The organism is Luteimonas yindakuii (genome assembly GCF_004803715.2).
GTDB lineage: Bacteria > Pseudomonadota > Gammaproteobacteria > Xanthomonadales > Xanthomonadaceae > Luteimonas > Luteimonas yindakuii.
On the sequence record NZ_CP039383.2, the window covers coordinates 1,630,592 to 1,652,043 of the forward strand.

Below are 21,452 nucleotides of genomic sequence, written 5' to 3' on the forward strand. Positions count from 1 at the left end.
GCATCGCGTTGCCCCCGACCCCGGAGCAGCATGCAACCCAGCGTCCCTGGCGCAGTCGCCGCCCAACGCGCACACCCTCCCCGCCCGTCGCTGGGGCCGGCGGCGGCGTTCGCGATCACCATCGGCATCGTGGTCGGTGCGGGCATCTTCCGCACGCCGTCGCTGGTCGCGGGCGCGTCGTCGAGCGGCACGATGGTGTTGATGGCGTGGCTCGCCGGTGGCGCGCTCTCGATCGTGGGCGCCCTGTGCTATGCCGAACTCGCAACGACCTACCCGCAGGCCGGCGGCGACTACGCCTACCTGCGTCGTGCCTACGGCGCGCGGCTGGCCTTTCTCTACGCATGGGCACGGCTGACGGTCATCCAGACCGGCTCGATCGTGCTGCTGGCCTATGTCATCGGCGACTACATGCAGCAGTTGTACGACCTCGGCGCATGGTCCTCGTCCATCTATGCCGCGGCTACGGTCATCGTGCTGACCGCGCTCAACTGGTGGGGCGTGCGCCAGGGCACCGCGGTGCAGAACGCGCTGACCGCGGTGGAGATCGCAGGCGTGCTGCTGATCATCGTGGCGGGATTGCTGTTCGCGCCGGTGGCGGCCACCACGCGCATTGAAAGCGGCGCCGATGGCAGCTCGCTCGGGCTGGTGCTGGTGTTCGTGCTGCTGACCTATGGCGGCTGGAACGAGGCGGTGTACATCACCGCCGAAGTGCGCGATGCACGCCGCTGGATGCCGCGCATCCTGATCCTCAGCCTGATCGCGATCGCGGCGCTTTACCTGCTGGTGAACCTTGCCTACCTGCGCGTGCTCGGACTCGACGGCATGGCGGCCTCGGACGCGGTCGCTGCCGACGTGGCGCGCGCGGCATTCGGATCCACCGGCTCGACGCTGATGAGCGCGATCGTGGTCGCCGCTGCCCTGACCTCGGCCAACGCCACCATGATCACCGGCGCACGCAGCGTGTACGCCGTCGGCCGCGACTTCCCGGCACTGGGTTTCATCGGCCGCTGGGACCAGCGGCGTGGAACGCCGCGCGCCGCGATGCTCGCGCAGGGCGGGTTGTCGCTGCTGCTGGTCGGCCTTGCGGCCACCGCGCTCGACGGCTTCCGCACCGCGGTGGAATACACCGCGCCGGTCTTCTGGCTGTTCTTCCTGCTGGTCGGGGTGTCGCTGTTCGTGCTGCGCCGGCGCGATCCCGAGCGCCCGCGCCCCTTCCGCGTGCCGCTGTATCCGGCGCTGCCACTGCTGTTCTGCGCCACCAGCGCCTGCCTGCTGTACTCCAGTCTGGCGTATACAGGCATGGGCGCACTCGTCGGCGTCGGCGTACTGGCGCTGGGCGGGGTGCTGCTGCTGTTCCTCGAACCGTCCACCCGCACCCAGGAGTCGCCATGAGCTTCCCGAAGACATTCGCCGGTCTGCTGCTGTGCCTGCCCCTGCTGTCGGCCTGCGCGGACGAGGCAGCCCCATCGGAACGCGCCGCAAGCCAGGGCACGGCGGCGACCACGTCCGATGCGGTCGACATGCAGGCGGTCAGCGCGGCCACCGAACCGCCCTCCCCCTACGCCGAAGTCGACATCCCGAAGCCCAGCCGCGAGCCGGACGTGATCTATGTGCCGACCCCGCAGCCGGTGGTGGACGCGATGCTTGAGCTTGCCGGAGTGAACTCGAACGACGTGCTCTACGACCTCGGTTCCGGCGATGGCCGGATTCCGGTCACCGCGGCGCAGAAGCACGGCATCCGCGCCGTCGGCATCGACATCAACCCGGTGCGCATCCGCGAGGCCAAAGCCAATGCGGAAAAGGCCGGCGTCACCGACCTCGTGAGCTTCCGCGAAGAGGACCTGTTCGAGGCCGACATCAGCGAGGCCACCGTGGTCACGCTGTACCTGCTGCAGAGCCTCAACGTGCGCCTGCGGCCGAAGCTGCTGAGCGAACTCAAGCCCGGCACCCGCATCGTCAGCCACGCGTTCGACATGGCCAACGAGTGGGAACCCGAAGAAACCCGCGCGGTGGGCGACAGCAGCATGATCTATCTGTGGACGGTGCCCGAACGCTGAGGCGCCCGTAGCCTGCCCTCAGGCTTCGGCGAGCGGTTCCGCTTCGCCGGCCGGCAGCAGCGTGGCCACCCCGTGGCCGCGCTCGGCCAGGTACTGCAGCCATTTTCCGAGGAAGGTGTTCATCCGCATGCGGTGGCCGATGACCTCGGCCGGTGGCGGGAACATGCCGATGACGTCCTGCCAGCGCCGACCGACGTAGCAGTGCGTCGCCTCGACCTGGCGTGCGTCGCGGTACAGGCGCAGGTAGGCCGAAGGATCGGGTTCGCCGGTGACCGGATCGACCAGGCCGTACGACAGCCGCAGCTCGGTGGTGTAGCGATGCTGGTCGAGCACGTCGAGATGCACGTCCAGGCCATCGCCGATCGTCGAGAGGTAGCTCCCGACCGCAAGGCCGCCCGGCTCGAACAGCCGCACCAGGCGCTGGTGGTTCTCGGCGTACAGACCCATCAGCCAACCGAGGCGGCCGAGACGGGGAATGCGGGGCTGGCGGAGCATCAACCGGGACATGTCCTGATCCTACACGCCCGGCCCGCGCGCGTGCGCCTGGCTCCGCGCCGTTGCCCGTGCCCGCGGTTCATCGGGTTCAGGAAGCTGCGCGTGCAGGCCCGCGTCAGAACATTTCGCGATTGATGTCGAGGTCCTCGAGGATGCGGCTGGAGATCTCCTCGATCGATGCATGCGTCGTGCTGAGGATCGGGATCCGCTCCATCCGCAGCATCGTCTCGGCAGCGGCGACTTCGCTGCGGCAGGTCTCGAGCTTCGCGTAGTGCGAATTGGGCCGCCGCTCCTGGCGGATCTGGTGCAGCCGCTGCGGATCGATGGTGAGCCCGTAGAGCTTGGACCGGTACGGACGCAACCGCGGTGGCAGGCGGTCCGATTCCAGGTCCTCTTCGGTGAGCGGATAGTTCGCCGCGCGGATGCCGTAATGCAGCGCCAGGTAGACGCAGGTCGGCGTCTTGCCCGCGCGCGATACCGCCACCAGGATCACGTCGGCCTCGTCGTAGTTGAGGGCGATGCCGTCATCGTGGGCGAGCGCGAAATTCATCGCGTTGATGCGCCGGTGGTAGGTGTCGAAATCCACCATGCCGTGCGCACGCCCGACCCGGGATTCGCGCGCCACGCCCAGTTCCACCTCCATCGGCGCGATGAAGGGCGCGAACACGTCGAGGATCAGCGCACCGCTTTCGGCGAGCACCGCGTTGATCGATGCATCCACGCACGAGCTGACCACGATCGGCCGATAGCCGTGCTGTTCCCCTGCCCGCATCACTTCGGCCACTGTCTGCCGGGCCTTTTCCACGCTGTCGACGAAGGGAATGCGGTCGGTGACGAAACGGAAGCCGACGAACTGCGTCAGCAGGCTGTGGCCGATGGTCTCGGCGGTGATCCCGGTGCCGTCGGACACGTAGAACACCGGCCGCACCGGGGAATGGTTGGTCTCGTCGGGCATTTTTACTCCGCACCAATGATCGCGGGGGCTAAAATAGCGTCTTCGCCGGGCCGCGTCCCGCGCGCTTGTCCAAAAAACCCCATGGAGAGCCTCCCTTGAGCGCCAATATCCTCTGGTTGCACGATCTTCGTCTCGGCGACCTCGCCCAGGTCGGTGGCAAGAATTCCTCGCTTGGCGAGATGATCGGCAACCTGGCCCAGCTCGGCGTTTCGGTGCCGGGCGGCTACGCCACCACGGCCGACGCGTTCAAGGACTTCATCGCCCACAACGACCTCCACCAGCGCATCTTCGACCGCCTCGGCGCGCTGGACGTCGAGGACGTCACCGCGCTGACCGCAGCAGGCACCGAGATCCGCGGCTGGGTGATCGATGCACCGCTGCAGCCCGGCCTCGAGCAGGACATCCGCGACGCCTACGCGAAGCTGTGCGCCGACAACGGCGGCGGCGAAGTGGCGGTCGCGGTGCGCTCCTCGGCCACCGCCGAAGACCTGCCCGACGCATCGTTCGCCGGCCAGCAGGAAACCTTCCTCAACGTGACCGGCGCCGACGACGTCGTGGTCAAGGTCAAGGAAGTCTTCGCCAGCCTCTACAACGACCGTGCCATCGCCTACCGCGTGCACCACGGCTTCAAGCACGAGGACGTGTTCCTGTCCGCCGGCGTGCAACTGATGGTGCGTTCGGACGTCGGTTCGTCCGGCGTGCTGTTCACCCTCGACACCGAATCGGGCTTCCGCGACGTGGTGTTCATCACATCGAGCTATGGCCTCGGCGAGAACGTCGTGCAGGGCGCGGTGAATCCGGACGAGTTCTACGTCTACAAGCCCACGCTGCGACAGGGCAAGCCGGCGATCCTGCGCCGCTCGCTCGGTGCCAAGCAGATCCGCATGGTCTATTCCGACCAGCCCGGCGAGCGCGTACGCAACGAGGACACCCCGGCAGAGCTGCGCTCGAAGTTCTCGATCAGCGACGAGGACGTGCAGGAACTCGCGCGCCAGGCGCTCACCATCGAGCAGCACTACGAGCGTCCGATGGACATCGAGTGGGCCAAGGACGGCGTCAGCGGCAGGCTGTACATCGTGCAGGCGCGCCCGGAGACGGTGAAGTCGCGCGGCAAGGCCACGCAGATCGAGCGCTACACGCTGGGCGATCGTGGCCCCGTGGTCACCGAAGGCCGCGCGATCGGCCAGAAGATCGGCAGCGGTGTCGCCCGCGTGGTGCGTTCGCTCGCCGACATGAGCCGGGTACAGCCCGGCGACGTGCTGGTGGCCGACATGACCGATCCGGACTGGGAGCCGGTGATGAAGCGCTCCGCGGCGATCGTCACCAACCGTGGTGGCCGCACCTGCCACGCGGCGATCATCGCGCGTGAACTGGGCGTGCCCGCCGTGGTCGGCACCGGCAACGCGCTGGACACCATCAAGGACGGCCAGATCGTCACGGTGAGCTGCGCCGAGGGCGATACCGGCTTCATCTACGAGGGCGAGCTGTCGTTCGAGCGCACCACGACCGACCTGTCCTCGATGCCGGAAGCGCCGCTGAAGATCATGATGAACGTGGCCAACCCGGAGCGCGCGTTCGACTTCGGCCAGCTGCCGAACGCCGGCATCGGCCTGGCGCGGCTGGAAATGATCATCGCCAGCCACATCGGCGTGCATCCGCGTGCGCTGCTCGAATACGACCGTCAGGATGCCAAGACCAAGCAGGCCATCGATGCGCGCATCGCGGGTTACGCCGATCCGGTGTCGTTCTACGTCGACCGCCTGGCCGAAGGTATCGCCACGCTGACCGCTTCGGTGGCACCGAACCCGGTGATCGTGCGGATGTCGGACTTCAAGTCGAACGAGTACGCGAACCTGCTCGGCGGCCAGCAGTACGAGCCGCACGAGGAGAACCCGATGATCGGCTTCCGTGGCGCCAGCCGCTACGTCGACCCGTCGTTCGCGCCGTCCTTCGCCCTGGAATGCCGTGCGGTCAAGCGCGTGCGCGAGGACATGGGCCTGGACAACCTGTGGGTGATGATCCCGTTCGTGCGCACGCTCGACGAAGGCCGCCGGGTTCTCGAAGTTCTGGCGGAGAACGGCCTCAGGCAGGGCGAGAACGGCCTGAAGGTGATCATGATGTGCGAAGTGCCGTCGAACGCGCTGCTGGCCGACGAGTTCCTCGACATGTTCGATGGTTTCTCGATCGGCTCCAACGACATGACCCAGCTCACCCTGGGCCTGGACCGCGATTCGGCGGTCGTTGCCCACCTCTTCGACGAGCGCGATCCGGCAGTGAAGAAGGTGCTGTCGATGGCAATCCAGGCGGCGCGCCGCCGCGGCAAGTACATCGGCATCTGCGGCCAGGGCCCGAGCGACCATCCCGACCTTGCCGAGTGGCTGATGGACGAAGGCATCGAGTCGGTATCCCTCAATCCCGACACCGTGGTCGATACCTGGCTACGGCTGGCGAAGATCAAGGCCGCTCGCTGATCGAACGTTGCATACGCCGGGGTCCGAAAGGGCCCCGGTTTTTTTTGTCTCTTCCCCGGCGTGGGGCGTTCTGTGACTTCCGGGCCCACCACGGCCACAGGGGGATGCCCAGCCGGATATCCCCGCGTCCTCTTCTCACATCCGGCCGCCGGCCATCCATGGCCGGCTCTGGACATCCTCCTGCGGCCGCGGGGGGCCCCGACCTATTGTCGCGTCGGGGCGAAGATGGAAGTCAACGGCGAGGAGGAATGTTTGACCGGTTGCAGGCGACTCTGCCGGCAACCACTCCTGATCTCCGTGCCGAAGCCGACGAACGCCTGAGCCCGTCGCGTGCACCGGGGGGTGTGCTCCCAGCCGGCCATGGATGGCCGGCGGCCGGCCGTGGTAGCTGGACGCGGACTCCGGCCGGGGGAGCACACCCCCCGGTGCGCGCGACGGGCGGCACGGATCACGGCGAAGTAACGCACTGGCACCCACGCGTACGGGCTGCATGCCAGCCCCGAAGCGGGAGCAAGAGCCAAAAAGAAACGCCCGGCACTGCCGGGCGTTTCTGTCCTGCTCTACGAGACACGCGCGCCGTCAGGCCGCGACCGTCTCCGCGATCTCCCGGTACTCCTCGATCTGGTCGAAGTTCATGTAGCGGTAGATCTCGGCGCCGTGGTCGTTGACCACGCCGATGTCCGCCATGTACTCCTCGCGGGTCGGGATGCGGCCCAGGCGCGAGCAGATCGCCGCCAGTTCCGCCGAACCGAGGAAGACGTTGGTGTTGCGGCCCAGGCGATTCGGGAAGTTGCGGGTCGAGGTCGAGAACACCGTTGCACCCTCGCGCACCTGCGCCTGGTTGCCCATGCACAGCGAGCAGCCCGGCATCTCCATGCGTGCACCGGCGGTGCCGAAGGTGCCGTACACGCCTTCCTTCGTGAGCTCCGACGCGTCCATCTTGGTTGGCGGCGCCACCCACAGCCGCGTGGGAATGTCGCGCTTGCCTTCCAGCAGCTTTGCGGCGGCACGGAAGTGGCCGATGTTGGTCATGCACGACCCGATGAACACCTCGTCGATCGCGGTGCCGGCGACATCGGACAGCGACTTCACGTCGTCCGGGTCGTTCGGGCAGGCCAGCAGCGGTTCGTGCACCTCGGCCAGGTCGATCTCGATCACCGCCGCGTACTCGGCGTCGGCATCCGGCTCCAGCAGCTGCGGGTTCGCCAGCCACTCCTCCATCTTGGCGATGCGGCGCGCCAGCGAGCGCGCCTCCGCATAACCTTCCGCGATCATCCACTTCAGCAGCGTGATGTTGCTGGTGAGGTATTCGATGATCGGCGCCTTGTCGAGGCGCACGGTGCAGCCGGCCGCGGAACGCTCGGCCGACGCGTCCGACAGCTCGAACGCCTGCTCCACCTTGAGCTGCGGCAGGCCTTCGATCTCGAGGATGCGGCCGGAGAAGATGTTCTTCTTGCCCTGCTTGGCCACGGTCAGCAGACCCTGCTTGATGGCGTAGTACGGGATCGCGTTGACCAGGTCGCGCAGGGTCACGCCGGGCTGCATCTCGCCCTTGAAGCGCACCAGCACCGACTCCGGCATGTCCAGCGGCATCACGCCGGTGGCGGCGGCGAAGGCAACCAGGCCCGACCCGGCCGGGAAGGAAATGCCGACCGGGAAGCGGGTATGCGAATCACCGCCGGTGCCGACAGTGTCGGGCAGCAGCATTCGGTTCAACCAGCTGTGGATCACGCCATCGCCCGGACGCAGCGAAATGCCACCACGCGTCGAGATGAACTCGGGCAGCGTGTGGTGGGTCCTGACGTCGACCGGCTTCGGATACGCCGCGGTGTGGCAGAACGACTGCATCACCAGGTCGGCACTGAAGCCCAGGCAGGCCAGGTCCTTCAGCTCGTCGCGCGTCATCGGGCCGGTGGTGTCCTGCGAACCCACCGAGGTCATCCTCGGCTCGCAGTAGGTGCCCGGGCGCATGCCCTGCCCCTCCGGCAGGCCACAGGCGCGGCCGACCATCTTCTGCGCGAGCGAGAAGCCGCGGCCGGTGTCGGCCGGCTGCACCGGCAGGCGGAACAGCGTGGTCGCCGGCAGGCCCAGCGACTCGCGCGCCTTGGCGGTCAGGCCGCGACCGATGATCAGCGGGATGCGGCCACCGGCGCGCACCTCGTCGAACAGCACGTCGGACTTGACCTGGAACTCGGCAATCACCTGGCCGTTCTTCAGCGCCTTGCCATCGTACGGACGCAGCTCGACGACATCGCCGTGTGCCATCTGCGACACGTCGAGTTCGATCGGCAGCGCGCCGGCGTCTTCCATCGTGTTGTAGAAGATCGGCGCGATCTTGCTGCCCAGGCAGACTCCGCCGGCACGCTTGTTCGGGATGTAGGGGATGTCGTCGCCGGTCCACCACAGCACGCTGTTGGTCGCCGACTTGCGGCTGGAACCCGTGCCGACGACGTCGCCGACGTAGGCGACCAGGTGGCCCTTGTCCTTCAGCGAGAGGATCTCCTGGATCGGACCGCGCCTGCCGTCTTCCTCCGGCACGAACGGCGCATCCGGACGACGGTTCTTCAGCATCGCCAGCGCGTGCATCGGGATGTCCGGGCGCGTGGTGGCATCGGGCGCCGGCGACAGGTCGTCGGTATTGGTTTCGCCGGGCACCTTGAACACGGTGATGGTCAGCGACTGCGGCACTTCCGGTCGGCCGGTGAACCATTCCGCGTCGGCCCAGCTCTGCAGCACCGATTGCGCGTTGGCATTGCCCGCCCTGGCCTTCTCTTCCACGTCATGGAAGGCGTCGAAGACCAGCAGCGTGTTCTTGAGCCCGTCGGCGGCGATGGTGCCGACCAGCGCGTCGTCCAGCAGCTCCACCAGCGGCGCCACGTTGTAGCCGCCCAGCATCGTGCCGAGCAGTTCGGTGGCGCGTTCGCGGCTGATCAGCAGATTGGTCTCGGTGCCGAATGCCAGCGCGGCAAGGTACGAGGCCTTGACCTTGGCGGCGTCGTCCACGCCCGCAGGCACGCGATGGGTGATCAGGTCGAGCAGGAACTGCCCCTCCCCCACCGGCGGGTTCTTCAACAGCTCGATGACATCGGCCGTCTGCTGTGGGGTCAGCGGCAGCGGCGGGATGCCGAGCGCAGCGCGTTCGGCCACGTGGTGGCGATAGGCTTCCAACATCTTGCGGGGACTCCGGTGGTGCGTGGACAGATGGATGGCAGGCCGCGGTCGTGGACCGGGCCGTGTGGTCATTCGACCGTGGGCACGATCAGCTTCAGGCCCTTGAAGTAGTCGCGGTAGAACTGGTTGTCGCGGGTGATCAGCCCGTCGCACTGCAACAGCGCGTGCGCACCGATCATGAAGTCGGACACCGAGCGCCCGGGTTCGCCGCCGCGCTGGCGATGGCGGCGCTGCATCTCGCCGGCCCGCAACGCGGACTTGGCTTCGATGGCATTGAAGCGCACGCCCATTTCCTCCAGCACGGTCACGGCCTCGGCCCCGTCCTTGAGTGCGCTGCACACCTCGGCAAGCACCACGTCGCAGACCACCACCGGCCCGATGCTCAGGCACCGGCGCAGGCTGGCTTCGGCGGCATCGGCGAGCGGCCCGTCGGCCAGCAGGTCGACGAGCACCGAGGAGTCGATGGCGATCATTCGCTGCCCGGATCCGGGTTGGCGGCCCGGCTGCGGCCGCGCAGGGCCTGCACCGCTTCCTCCGTGGTGCCGAAGCCGTCGAGGCGGAAGCGGCCGCGGGCCCGCGATACCGCGTCGTCCACGCTCTTGCGCAGGATGATGCGCCCGCCTTCGAGCTCGACCTTGAGGATGGTGCCCTTGGTCAGCCCCAGCGCATCACGCACGGCCTTGGGCAGGGTGATCTGCCCGCGTTCGGCAACAGTGGCTTCCATCATGACTCCCGCCCATCCGGGCCCGGCCTGAGTACGCGGATAGTATACATACCTTGCAATGCATACCTGCGGCCGCATACTGAAGACCTGCCGCTGACACATCGATCCGTAGACTGGCAGGCCAGCCGACCCGCCACGCCATCCGCACAGGAGCCCAGCCATGGCCGATTCCTTCTCCACCCGCGACCAGCTCGAGGTCAACGGCAAGACATACGCGTACGCCAGCCTGCCCAGGCTCGGGGAACGCTTCGACATTGCCGCCCTGCCCTACTCGATGAAGATCCTGCTGGAGAACCTGCTCCGGCAGGAGGACGGCGTCTCTGTCACGCCCGAGCACATCGAAGCGGTCGCGCGCTGGAACCCCGCCGCGGAGGCGGATACCGAAATCGCGTTCATGCCGGCGCGCGTGGTGCTGCAGGACTTCACCGGCGTGCCCTGCGTAGTCGACCTCGCCGCGATGCGCGATGCGGTCGCGCGCCTGGGCGGACGCCCGGAGCAGATCAATCCGCTGATCCCGTCGGAGCTGGTCATCGACCACTCGGTGCAGGTGGACGTGTTCGGGCGCCCGGATGCGCTCGACCTCAACGGCCGCATCGAGTTCGAACGCAACAAGGAGCGTTACGGCTTCCTGCGCTGGGGCCAGAACGCATTCCAGAACTTCAAGGTGGTGCCGCCCAACACCGGCATCGTCCACCAGGTGAACCTCGAGAACCTCGCCCGGGTGGTGATGGAGCGCGAGGTGGATGGCGAGCTGTGGGCCTTCCCCGACACCGTCTTCGGCACCGACTCGCATACCACGATGATCAACGGCATCGGCGTGCTCGGCTGGGGCGTCGGCGGCATCGAGGCGGAGGCGGCCATGCTCGGCCAGCCCTCGTCGATGCTGATTCCGCAGGTGGTCGGCTTCAAGCTGACCGGCAGGCTGCCCGAAGGCGCCACCGCCACCGATCTGGTGCTGACGGTCACCCAGATGCTGCGCAGCCACGGCGTGGTGGGCAAGTTCGTCGAGTTCTTCGGCAGCGGCCTGCAGCACCTGCCGCTGGCCGACCGCGCCACCATCGGCAACATGGCACCGGAGTACGGCGCCACCTGCGGCATGTTCCCGGTCGATGCCGAGGCACTGCGCTACCTGCGCCTGTCCGGACGCAGCGAGGAGCAGATCGCGCTGGTCGAGGCCTACTGCCGCGCACAGGGCCTGTGGCACGAGCCCGGGCAGCAGGAGCCGACGTATTCCGCCGTGCTCGAGCTCGACATGGGCTCGGTGAAGCCTTCGCTTGCCGGCCCCAGGCGCCCGCAGGACCGCGTGCTGCTGGAGGACATGAAGCACAACTTCAACGAGAACGTCGGCCCGCTGACCGCGCAGCGCGAAAAATCGCGCGACTGGCAGGTCAACCGCTTCGAGAAGGAAGGCGGCGGCCAGCCCCAGGCCGACCGGCTGGCGGCCAAGCCCGAGCGTCCGGTCTCGACGATCTGCATGGACGGCTGCAACCACGAGCTGACCGACGGCTCGGTGGTGATCGCGGCGATCACTTCGTGCACAAACACCTCCAACCCGGCGGTGATGCTCGGTGCCGGCCTGCTGGCCCGCAACGCGGTCGCCAGGGGCCTGAAGGCAGCGCCGTGGGTGAAGACCTCGCTCGGGCCGGGTTCGCTGGTGGTCACCGACTACCTGAAGAAGGCCGGCGTGATGGACGACCTGGAGAAGCTCGGCTTCTACGTGGTCGGCTACGGCTGCACCACCTGCATCGGCAACTCCGGCCCGCTGCCGGAAGCGGTGTCGAAGGGCGTCGCCGAAAACGACCTTGCGGTGGCCGCGGTGCTCTCCGGCAACCGCAACTTCGAGGGCCGCATCCACGCCGAGGTGAAGATGAACTATCTCGCCTCGCCGCCGCTGGTGGTGGCCTATGCGATCGCCGGCACCGTCGACATCGACCTCACCACCGAGCCACTGGGCCAAGACCAGGACGGCAACGACGTCTACCTGCGCGACATCTGGCCGAGCAACAAGGAAATCGGCGACATGATCGCCGAGACGGTCGGGCCGGAACTGTTCGCGCGGAACTACGCCGACGTGTTCAAGGGCGACACCCGCTGGAACTCGATGGAGTCGCCCGACAGCGAGCTCTATGCCTGGGACGAGGCCTCGACCTACATCAAGAACCCGCCGTACTTCGACGGCATGACCATGGACGTCGGCAACATTGCCGATATCCACGGTGCGCGGGTGATGGGCCTGTTCGGCGATTCCATCACCACTGACCATATCTCGCCTGCCGGCAGCATCAAGCAGGACTCGCCGGCCGGGCGCTTCCTGCAGGAGCGCGGCGTGCAGCCTGCCGACTTCAACAGCTATGGCAGCCGGCGCGGCAACGACGACGTCATGGTGCGTGGCACCTTCGCCAACATCCGCATCAAGAACCTGATGTTCGGCGGCGAGGAAGGCGGCAACACGCTGTACTTCCCGCGCGACGGCGGCGAACCGCAGAAGATGGCGATCTACGACGCGGCGATGCGCTACAAGGCCGAGGGCATGCCGCTGGTGGTGTTCGCAGGCGAGGAATACGGCACCGGTTCGTCACGCGACTGGGCGGCCAAGGGCACCAACCTGCTCGGGGTCAAGGCCGTGGTGGCGCGCAGCTTCGAGCGCATCCACCGCTCCAACCTCGTCGGCATGGGCGTGCTGCCGCTGCAGTTCCGCCAGGGCGAGAGCGCGCTGACCCATGGCCTCGACGGCTCGGAAACAATCGACATCACCGGCCTCGACGACGGCCGCGCGAAGCTGGCCACCGTCACGGCCACCCGCAAGGACGGAAGCCAGGTCAGCTTCCAAGTCCACGTGCTGCTGCTGACGCCGAAGGAAGTGGAGTACTTCCGCCATGGCGGCCTGTTGCACTACGTCCTGCGCCAGCTGGCGGCGCGTCGCTGAGCGACACCACGACTGGAACGGGCGGAAGCCCGGCCCTCGCGCACAGCGCGAGGGCGTTCCGGCGCACGCGAGGCGGTGCCTCGCAGCCGCGCGCCCTCCCCCACCATGGCGGCCTGTTGCATTACGTCCTGCGCCAGCTGGCGGCGCGTCGCTGAGCGACGCCACGGCTGGAACGGGCGGAAGCCCGGCCTTCCCTTCTCCCGTGCACGGAGAAGGTGCCCGCAGGGCGGATGAGGGCGATGACGGTCAGCGCAGCTTCGGCGTCCACTCGATGCTGGTCATGCGCCACTCGTCATCGCGCAATCGCCAGCCGCTGCGCACCTCGTAGACCTGGCCACGTTCGGGCAGCAACCTGCTGTTGCCGCCGGTGACCGCGGCGGTGAACGACACCTGCGCACGGGTGTCATGCAGGTCGATCGACAACGGACCCGGCACCAGGCCGATGTTCGTGTGCTGCAGGAAGTACAGCGCAGCCGTGCGGCGGGCACCGTCGCGATCCATGCCGCCGGGGCCGATGAACTCGTGGTCCAGGTGGCGGACGAATGCTCGGGCGTCGCGCGCATCGATCGCGGCCTCCATCGCCGCCACCGCTTCGCGCAGCGCCGCTTCGGGTGGCGTGCGCGCACAACCGCCCGCGACGAGGATGGCGCAGAGCGCGACGACCATCGACCACACGGGAACAGCATTTGTGCGTTGCAGCGCGAATGTCATCGATCGGTACCTGATCAGTGCGGGATCGCAGGATATCGGCACATGCCGATCATCACGCCGCCTTGCCGGGGTGGAGTGCGTGTGCTGAAATCGACCGGAGAAGAAATACACACGCGGGCAGGCTGCCGATGGCCGTCTGACCCGTCCGATCGGAACAGGGAGAGGAACGCATGACCCACGACCGGCCTTGGCTGGCGCAGTACCCCGCCGGCGTGCCCGCGGAAATCGACGTTGACGAGTTCAGGTCCGTTCCCGCCGTCCTCGAGGGTGCCATCGCGAACTTCCGCGACCGCCCTGCCTTCTCGAACATGGGCAAGGTCATGACCTATGCCGAGATCGACGAGGCCAGCCGGCAGTTCGCCGCCTACCTGCTCGGCGAGCTGAAGCTCAAGCGCGGTGATCGCGTCGCGATCATGATGCCCAACTGCCTGCAGTATCCGATCGCCACGTTCGGCGTCCTGCGTGCGGGGCTGACGGTGGTCAACGTCAATCCCATGTACACGGTGCGCGAACTCAAGCACCAGATGGTCGACTCCGGCGCCGTCGCCATCCTCGTGCTCGACAACTTCGGCTCCACGGTCGAGAAGTCGCTCGCCGGCACCGCGATCCGCCATGTCATCACCAGCGGCCTCGGCGACCTGCTGGGCATGAAGGGCGCGATCGTCAATTTTGTGCTTCGCCACGTCAAGAAGATGGTGCCCGACTACAACATCCAGGGCGCCGTGCGCTTCCGAGACGTGCTGGCCATGGGCAAGCGCCACGCACTTCCGGACGTCCAGATCGACCCGACCGACATCGCCTTCCTGCAGTACACCGGCGGCACCACCGGCGTGGCCAAGGGCGCGATGCTGACCCACCGCAACATGGTGGCGAACATGCAGCAGGCCAGTGCATGGGTCGATGCGCTGGCCACGCCCGGCAAGGAAGTCATCATCACCGCGCTGCCGCTGTACCACATCTTCGCGTTGACGGCGAACGGCCTGGTCTTCATGAAGTTCGGCGCCAAGAACATCCTGATCACCAACCCGCGCGACATGCCCGGCTTCGTCAAGGAACTCAAGCGCGAGCCCTTCACCGCGATCACCGGCGTCAACACGCTGTTCAACGGTCTGCTCAACACCCCCGGCTTCGAGGAGGTCGACTTCTCCAGCCTGCGCCTGACCCTCGGCGGCGGCATGGCGGTGCAGCGCTCGGTCGCCGAGCGCTGGAAGAAGGCCACCGGCGTCACCCTCGTGGAAGCCTACGGCCTGACCGAGACCGCGCCGGCGGCGTGCATCAACCCGATGGACCTGAAGGATTACAACGGCTCGATCGGCCTGCCGATCCCGTCCACCGACGCATGCGTCAAGGGCGAGGACGGCGCGATGCTGCCGGCCGGCGAGGTGGGCGAACTCTGCATCCGCGGCCCGCAGGTGATGGCCGGTTACTGGCAGCGCCCCGATGAAACCGCCAGGACGATCGACGCCGAAGGCTGGCTGCATACCGGCGACATGGCGAAGATGGACGAGAAGGGCTTCTTCTACATCGTCGACCGCAAGAAGGACATGATCCTGGTGTCCGGCTTCAACGTGTATCCCAACGAAGTCGAAGACGTGATCGCGATGATGCCGGGTGTACTCGAAGTCGCAGCGGTGGGCGTGCCCGACGAACGCTCCGGTGAAGTGGTCAAGGTGTTCGTGGTCAAGAAGGATCCGGCACTCACCGCGGACCAGATCAAGACGCACGCACGCGAATACCTCACCGGCTACAAGCAGCCGCGCCAGGTGGAATTCCGCACCGAGCTGCCCAAGACCAACGTCGGCAAGATCCTGCGCCGTGAGCTGAAGGAAGAGCAGCCGACACCGGCCAGCTGACCTCCGTTCCACACACGCCAGACCGCAGAAAGCGCCCGTCGATGACGGGCGCTTTCTTTTTGGCCGGGCTCGATCGGCCACGCGACGAGGGCGCTCGCAGCCTGCATGGCGGATGGTCACGGACCAGCGATTGCACCACCTTCCGGTGCGCTGCATGTGCGTGCCCGGGCCCCGCGCCGGGCCGCCGCGCGTGCTTGCAGTTTGTGGTTTTTGAGAGCATAGAGAGGCCGATCGGTGCATTCACATTGCCTGCACACCGGCACCCGATTCGTCAGCCCTTCTCTTCCACGCCCACAGGAATACACACAATGAACAATATCGAGTCCCTGCAGATCGCCAGCCGCTTCAACATGCTGCGCGTGGCGGACGATGCCGAGCGCGGCGTCCACTGGTTCTACATGCACAACCAGGGTGCCACCGGCCGGGCCTGTTTCAGGCCCGGCCTCGTTTCGGAGATCCTCAACCACCAGCAGATCCTCGGCGACCGCCTGCGCCGCAACGGCGATCCCGACGGCATCGCCCATGTCGTGCTGGCATCTGACTCGGATGCGTTCAACCTGGGCGGCGACCTGGAGCTGTTCTGCCGGGCCATCCGTGCCGGCGACCGCGCGACGTTGCTGTCGTACGCGCGCCAGTGCGTGCTTGGTGTCCACGCGTTCCACGATGGCCTGGGCGCGGGCGCGCACACCATCGCGCTGGTGCAGGGCGATGCCCTGGGCGGCGGTTTCGAAGCCGCGCTGAGCTGCCACACCATCGTCGCCGAGGAAGGCGCGATGATGGGCCTGCCCGAAGTCCTGTTCGACCTCTTCCCCGGCATGGGCGCGTATTCGTTCCTGTGCAAGCGCATCCCACCGCACCAGGCGGAGAAGCTCATGCTCGACGGCAATGTCTACCCCGCCGAGCAGCTGTACCGCATGGGTCTGGTCGACGTGCTGGCGCCCCGCGGCGAAGGCGTGCGCGCGGTGGAAGACGTCATCCGCAGCAACCGGCGGATCCCGCACGCGCGTGCGGCGATGCACCGTGTGCGCGCCATGCACCAGCCGGTGACCATCGAAGAGATGATGACGATCACCGAGGTCTGGGTGGATACCGCCCTGCGGCTGGGCGAGAAATCCCTGCGCACGATGGAACGACTGGTGCGCGCCCAGTATCGCCGCCATGGCGATGCCGGCGTTGCGACCGCCTGATGGCGGGGACTCAGGGAGTGTTGCTGTCCCCTTCGCGGGGCGCGACCATGCGGCCGCGTGCCGCGAGCGCGGACCTGCCCTGCTCCAGCGCAGCTTCCAGCCGGGTCAGGCGTTGCCGCCATTCCGGTGCCATCTGCCAATCGGCAAGGCGCATGACGTCGCCACTCAGCCCGGCCACGCGAACCATGCCCACGTTGCTGGCCACGCCCTTGAGCGCATGGGCATGGTCGCGCAGCTGGTCCCAGGCGCCGGCCTCGCCGGCGTCGCGGAACTGCTCGAGTGCGCGTTCGGCGTCGGCGACGCATTGGCCGATGAACTTGGTCTCGAACGCCTGCCCCATGCCCAGCGCGGCGATCTCGTCGAGTACGCCGGTGTCGAGCACATCGCCGGGCGCCGCCAGCGACTGGCGTGCGGTCGCCGAGGTGTCCACCGGCGTCTGCTCGCCACTGGCGATCGCCGCGAGTGCGTCGAGCAGCCGCGACGCCACCACCGGCTTGGCCAGGAACGCGCGCGCCCCGGCCTCGGTGCAGGCGCGGATCGACTCCGGGGTGACATCCGCACTGAGGATGATCACCGGCGTGCGCGTGCTGCCGGCCTGCATCACGCGCAGCTGCCGCAGCATGTCCAGTCCCGTCACCTCGGGCATGTGCAGGTCGACGATGACCACGTCGTAATCGGTCACCTCCAGCGCGGACAGCGCCTGGTCGCCATCCTCCACTTCGACCACGCGATGCCCGGCCTTGCGTAGCAGGCTCTGCAGCACGAGGCGGTTGGCGGCATGGTCGTCGGCGATCAGGATCCGCATCGACGCCACGCGTGCACGATGGCGCAGGAACGGATCGCTGAAGGCGATCACGTTTTCCACCTCCGTCGGCGGACCATGCGGCTCATGCACCGGGCCGACCACGGCCTGGGGCAGCTCGAAGGGCAACTCCACCCAGAACCGGCTGCCGACGCCTTCGCGGCTTTCGAAGCCGATGATGCCGCCCATCGCCTCGGTCAGGCCCTTGGCGATCGTGGTGCCGAGGCCCGTGCCGCCGTGGCGGCGCGAGAGGCTGGTATCGGCCTGCTCGAAGGCCTCGAAGAGCTTGGCGCGCACCGGGGTCGCGATGCCGATGCCGGAGTCCGAGACGGTGAAGCGGATCATCACCCGCCCCGCAGTGGTCCGTGTGGTCACCGGCGTGATGTCGACGCGCACATGGCCTTCGTCGGTGAACTTGATCGCGTTGTTGACCAGGTTCACCAGCACCTGCCGCAGTTGCGGCATGTCCCCGACCAGGTGCGGCGGAACATCGGGCGCGATCTCGACCACATAGGCCAGCCCCTTGGCGCGCGCGTCGGGCTCGAGCATGTAGCCGATGCTGTCCACCAGTTCGCGCAGCGAGAACTTCTCCGAGGCGAGCTTGAGCTTGCCGGCCTCGATGGCGGAGATGTCGAGCACATCCTCGACCAGCGCCAGCAGCGAGCGCGTCGACGCCTGGATCGTATTGAGGTACTCGCGCTGTTCGGGATCCAGGCGGGTGGTCGCCAGCAGTTCCGACATGCCCGACAGGCCGTTGAGCGGGGTGCGGAACTCATGGCTCATGTTGGCGAGGAAGCGGCTCTTGGCCTCGTTGGCCTTGCGCGCGTCCTCGATGGCGGCAGTGAGGGCGCGCAGCAGCGAGCCGAAGTACAGCGGGACCGCGCCCACGCCCACCAGCAATCCCCAGGACAGCATGGGATTGTCGATCCAGTAGGGCGTGAACCGGATCACCGCGAAGAACGACGCTACCGCCATGACGGTAGCGGAGTAGAGATAACCAGGGCCGTAGCGCAGGCCGTTGCCGATCGTCACCCACAGGTACACCGCATACAGCGGCGACGCCGTTTCCCCCTGCAGGTACATGACCCCGCCAAGGGCGAAATAGTCGGCGAACATGCCGATCCAGCGGCGCACATGGGACACGCCGGGATGCACCAGCATCGCCCCCAGCAGCCCCAGCGAGACGACGAGCTCGCCGAGAAGGATCAGCCAGGTCAGGACCAGCGCCGGATCGCTCTGCCCACCGCGGACCTGCCAGCCCAGGTAGGCCGAGAACAGCGCGGTGATGACGATGCGCACCATCACCTGCTTGTGTTCGCTGTCCGGTCGACCGGACAGGCGCGCCCTGATCCATGAGCCGTATGCGTTCATGGCGTTACTGCAGGTGCGGTCCCGGACGCGAGGGCCGGCCGAACCGGTGGATGATCTCCGGCAGCTGCGCCTCGTAGCGCAACAGCGCGTCGACACAGCGTGGGTCGAACAGGATGCCCCGGTTGTCGCGCAGATAATCCATTGCTTCCTGCAGGCTCCATGCACGCTTGTACGGACGTTCCGAGATCAACGCGTCGAAGACGTCCGCGATCGCCACGATCCTGGCTTCCAACGGAATCGCCTCGCCGGACAGGCCATCGGGATAGCCGCTGCCGTCCCAGCGCTCCTGGTGGCTGAGCGCGATCTTCGCGCTGAGCTGGATGAAACGGTTCTGGCTGCCGGCCAGCAGGTCGTAGCCCAGCTGCGGGTGGCGCTGCATGACCGCGGTCTCTTCGGGCGTCAGCGCCCCGGGCTTGAGCAGCAGCGCATCCGGAATCGCGATCTTGCCGATGTCGTGCAGCGGTGCGGCGAGTTCGATCATCCGCACCTCGTCCTCGAACAGCCCGAGTTCCTCGGCGATCAGCCCGGACAGGTGGGCGACGCGTTCAAGATTGGCGCTGGTTCCCGAGTCACGGTAGGCGATGGCCCGGGCAAGCCGGGTCAGGGTCTCGCGCTCGCGCTCCTCCACCTCGTTCATGGTCGCCAGCAATCGCTGCTCCAGCGACAGCGCACGCTGTTTCACCGACTGCGCGTGCTGGCGCAGCTGCAACAGGTTGCGGCACCGTGCGCGCAGCTCGCGCGGGCGCACCGGCTTGACCAGGAAGTCGATCACGCCGGCATCGAGCGCGGCCTGCCGGATCGGCTCGTCGCCGACCACGGTCACCAGCACGATCGGGACATCCCGATGCAGCAGTGGCTTGCGGAAACGCCGAGCGAACTCGAGGCCGTCGATGCCGGGCATGCGGTAGTCGAGCAGCAGCAGGTCCGGACGGTTGTCCTGGCACCACTGCAGGGCGATCTGGGGATCACCGAAATCCCGGACATCGAGCTCGGGGCCGATGTCTTCGAGGATATGCCGCAACATGGTGCGGGCCGAGGTCTGGTCGTCGACGATGACGATATTCACATCCGCTCCTGGCAGGCCGGGCCCGTTCGGTGCCCCATGGTGGCTGCCCGGCGGCGCGCGGCGCAAGTCCTGTTCATTGCCGTTGTCGGCCCGGTCACAGCCGACTTGAGGCGGGGTTCAGCCGCGACCGTCGCCGCCCTCGGGGCGCATGTAGGGAAACAGCAGTACGTCACGGATCGAGTGGGCTCCGGTCAGCAGCATCACCAGCCGGTCGATGCCGACGCCCAGCCCGCCGGTGGGCGCCATGCCGTATTCAAGCGCGCGGATGTAGTCGGCATCGTAGTGCATCGCCTCGTCGTCGCCGCCTTCCTTGGCCGCCAGCTGCGCCTGGAAGCGCGCGGCCTGGTCTTCGGGGTCGTTGAGCTCGGAGAAGCCGTTGGCCAGTTCCTTGCCGTTGACGAACAGCTCGAAGCGGTCGGTATAGCCCGGCTCGGTGTCGCTGGCGCGTGCCAGTGGCGACACCTCGACCGGGTGGTCGGTGATGAAGGTCGGCTGCACCAGCGTGTGCTCCACCGTCGCCTCGAAGATCTCCAGCAGCAGCTTGCCCCAGCCCCACGACGGCCTGACGCGGATCTTCAGCCGCTCGCAGTGGCGCAGCAGTGCGTCGCGGTCGGTGCAGTCGGCGGCGGAGATGTCGGGGTTGTGGTGGCGCACCGCCTCGTCCATGCGCCAGCGGCGGAACGCGGGCTCGAGGTCGATCGTCGCGCCCTCCCACTCCACCGTGGTGGTGCCGAGTACGCCGCGCGCGGTGTCGCGGATCAGCGCCTCGGTCAGGTCCATGACCTCGTCGTACGTGGCGTAGGCCTCGTAGAGCTCGAGCATGGTGAATTCGGGGTTGTGGCGGGTCGACACGCCTTCGTTGCGGAAGTTGCGGTTGATCTCGTACACGCGTTCCAGCCCGCCGACCACCAGGCGCTTCAGATAGAGCTCCGGCGCGACGCGCAGATAAAGCTCGAGGTCCAGCGCGTTGTGGTGGGTCACGAAGGGCTTTGCAGTGGCGCCGCCGGGGATGTAATGCATCATCGGCGTTTCCACTTCGAGGAACCGGCGCTCGTCGAGCCATGCGCGGATCGCGCGGATGATCCGGCTGCGCTTGACGAAGACCTCGCGCGCTTCCGGAGTGACCACCAGATCCACATACCGCTGGCGGTAGCGCTGTTCGACGTCGCTCAGGCCATGCCACTTGTCCGGCAACGGGCGCAGCGACTTGACCAGCAGGCGCAGCGAGGTCGCCTTGACCGAGAGCTCACCGGTGCGCGTGCGCGTCAGTCCACCCTCGACGGCGACGATGTCGCCAACATCGAACGACTTGAACGCGTCGTAGGCGTCGCCCAGTGCATTCGACTGCAGGAACAGCTGGATGCGCCCGGACTCGTCCATGATCTGGGCGAAGCTGGCCTTGCCCATCACCCGCTTGGCCATCAGCCGGCCGGCCATCGCCACGCGCCGGGGCGATGCCTCCAGCGATTCCGCGCCCCAGGCCTCGGCGTCGGCGAACTCGGACTGGAGGTCGCCGGCGTAATCCACGCGCCGGAAATCGTTCGGGAATGCCACGCCCTGTGCGCGCAGCGCGGCCAGCTTGGCCCGCCGCTCGGCGATCAGGTGGTGTTCGTCGGCATGCGCCGCGGTGTCGTGCGTGGGCTCGGTCATCGTGGAAACGTTC

General features: G+C 67.4%; 15 protein-coding genes. 6 read left to right on the forward strand and 9 right to left on the reverse strand.

Going from position 1 to position 21,452, the window contains the following annotated elements:
* The first annotated feature begins 30 nt into the window (after nt 1-30).
* Nucleotides 31-1,392 carry an APC family permease gene (locus tag E5843_RS07465; RefSeq protein WP_141065858.1) on the forward strand — a complete coding sequence of 454 codons (1,362 nt, stop codon included), beginning with the start codon at nt 31-33 and terminating at the stop codon, nt 1,390-1,392.
* Nucleotides 1,389-2,057 (forward strand): SAM-dependent methyltransferase, encoded by a 669-nt coding sequence (locus tag E5843_RS07470; RefSeq protein WP_134673403.1) that lies wholly within the window; start codon nt 1,389-1,391, stop codon nt 2,055-2,057. The genes E5843_RS07465 and E5843_RS07470 overlap by 4 nt, the downstream gene beginning before the upstream one ends.
* A gap of 18 nt (nt 2,058-2,075) precedes the next feature.
* Here E5843_RS07470 and E5843_RS07475 read toward each other — a convergent pair whose 3' ends face one another.
* Together E5843_RS07475 and ppsR are read right to left on the reverse strand one after the other, a co-directional pair.
* Complete coding sequence (locus E5843_RS07475) at nt 2,076-2,552, reverse strand: DUF1249 domain-containing protein (protein WP_425480712.1); 477 nt, start codon at nt 2,550-2,552, stop codon at nt 2,076-2,078.
* Nucleotides 2,553-2,667: 115 nt separating this feature from the next.
* Entirely contained in the window at nt 2,668-3,507 is an 840-nt protein-coding gene (gene ppsR / locus E5843_RS07480; RefSeq protein ID WP_134673405.1) for a posphoenolpyruvate synthetase regulatory kinase/phosphorylase PpsR, read from the reverse strand.
* Nucleotides 3,508-3,602: 95 nt separating this feature from the next.
* On the opposite strand from ppsR, the gene ppsA reads away from it, so the two are divergent.
* Nucleotides 3,603-5,978 carry a phosphoenolpyruvate synthase gene (gene ppsA / locus E5843_RS07485; RefSeq protein ID WP_136412289.1) on the forward strand — a complete coding sequence of 792 codons (2,376 nt, stop codon included), beginning with the start codon at nt 3,603-3,605 and terminating at the stop codon, nt 5,976-5,978.
* Between the two features lie 579 nt (nt 5,979-6,557).
* Here the strand turns inward: ppsA and acnB are convergent.
* From acnB to E5843_RS07500, 3 genes are all read right to left on the reverse strand, one after another.
* Entirely contained in the window at nt 6,558-9,149 is a 2,592-nt protein-coding gene (gene acnB, locus E5843_RS07490; RefSeq protein WP_134673407.1) for a bifunctional aconitate hydratase 2/2-methylisocitrate dehydratase, read from the reverse strand.
* Nucleotides 9,150-9,217: 68 nt separating this feature from the next.
* Complete coding sequence (locus tag E5843_RS07495) at nt 9,218-9,622, reverse strand: type II toxin-antitoxin system VapC family toxin (protein WP_134673408.1); 405 nt, start codon at nt 9,620-9,622, stop codon at nt 9,218-9,220.
* Nucleotides 9,619-9,873 carry an AbrB/MazE/SpoVT family DNA-binding domain-containing protein gene (locus E5843_RS07500; protein WP_134674632.1) on the reverse strand — a complete coding sequence of 85 codons (255 nt, stop codon included), beginning with the start codon at nt 9,871-9,873 and terminating at the stop codon, nt 9,619-9,621. The genes E5843_RS07495 and E5843_RS07500 overlap by 4 nt, the downstream gene beginning before the upstream one ends.
* Nucleotides 9,874-10,033: 160 nt before the next feature.
* Here E5843_RS07500 and acnA point away from each other — a divergent pair, with 160 nt between their 5' ends.
* On the forward strand, nt 10,034-12,799 hold the full coding sequence (acnA, locus tag E5843_RS07505) for an aconitate hydratase AcnA (protein ID WP_134673409.1): 2,766 nt from the start codon (nt 10,034-10,036) through the stop codon (nt 12,797-12,799).
* 246 nt (nt 12,800-13,045) lie between these two features.
* Here acnA and E5843_RS07510 read toward each other — a convergent pair whose 3' ends face one another.
* Nucleotides 13,046-13,465, reverse strand: coding sequence for a nuclear transport factor 2 family protein (locus E5843_RS07510; protein WP_137311793.1), 420 nt, complete (start codon nt 13,463-13,465; stop codon nt 13,046-13,048).
* Between the two features lie 215 nt (nt 13,466-13,680).
* On the opposite strand from E5843_RS07510, the gene E5843_RS07515 reads away from it, so the two are divergent.
* Together E5843_RS07515 and E5843_RS07520 are read left to right on the forward strand one after the other, a co-directional pair.
* On the forward strand, nt 13,681-15,363 hold the full coding sequence (locus E5843_RS07515; RefSeq protein ID WP_134673411.1) for a long-chain fatty acid--CoA ligase: 1,683 nt from the start codon (nt 13,681-13,683) through the stop codon (nt 15,361-15,363).
* Nucleotides 15,364-15,680: 317 nt separating this feature from the next.
* Nucleotides 15,681-16,550 (forward strand): crotonase/enoyl-CoA hydratase family protein, encoded by an 870-nt coding sequence (locus tag E5843_RS07520; RefSeq protein WP_425478410.1) that lies wholly within the window; start codon nt 15,681-15,683, stop codon nt 16,548-16,550.
* Nucleotides 16,551-16,560: 10 nt separating this feature from the next.
* Here E5843_RS07520 and E5843_RS07525 read toward each other — a convergent pair whose 3' ends face one another.
* The 3 genes from E5843_RS07525 to lysS form a co-directional block, all read right to left on the reverse strand.
* On the reverse strand, nt 16,561-18,723 hold the full coding sequence (locus E5843_RS07525; RefSeq protein ID WP_134673413.1) for a response regulator: 2,163 nt from the start codon (nt 18,721-18,723) through the stop codon (nt 16,561-16,563).
* A gap of 4 nt (nt 18,724-18,727) precedes the next feature.
* Complete coding sequence (locus tag E5843_RS07530) at nt 18,728-19,804, reverse strand: HD domain-containing phosphohydrolase (RefSeq protein ID WP_425478411.1); 1,077 nt, start codon at nt 19,802-19,804, stop codon at nt 18,728-18,730.
* Between the two features lie 102 nt (nt 19,805-19,906).
* Nucleotides 19,907-21,439 carry a lysine--tRNA ligase gene (gene lysS, locus E5843_RS07535; protein ID WP_136412292.1) on the reverse strand — a complete coding sequence of 511 codons (1,533 nt, stop codon included), beginning with the start codon at nt 21,437-21,439 and terminating at the stop codon, nt 19,907-19,909.
* Between the last annotated feature and the right edge of the window lie 13 nt (nt 21,440-21,452).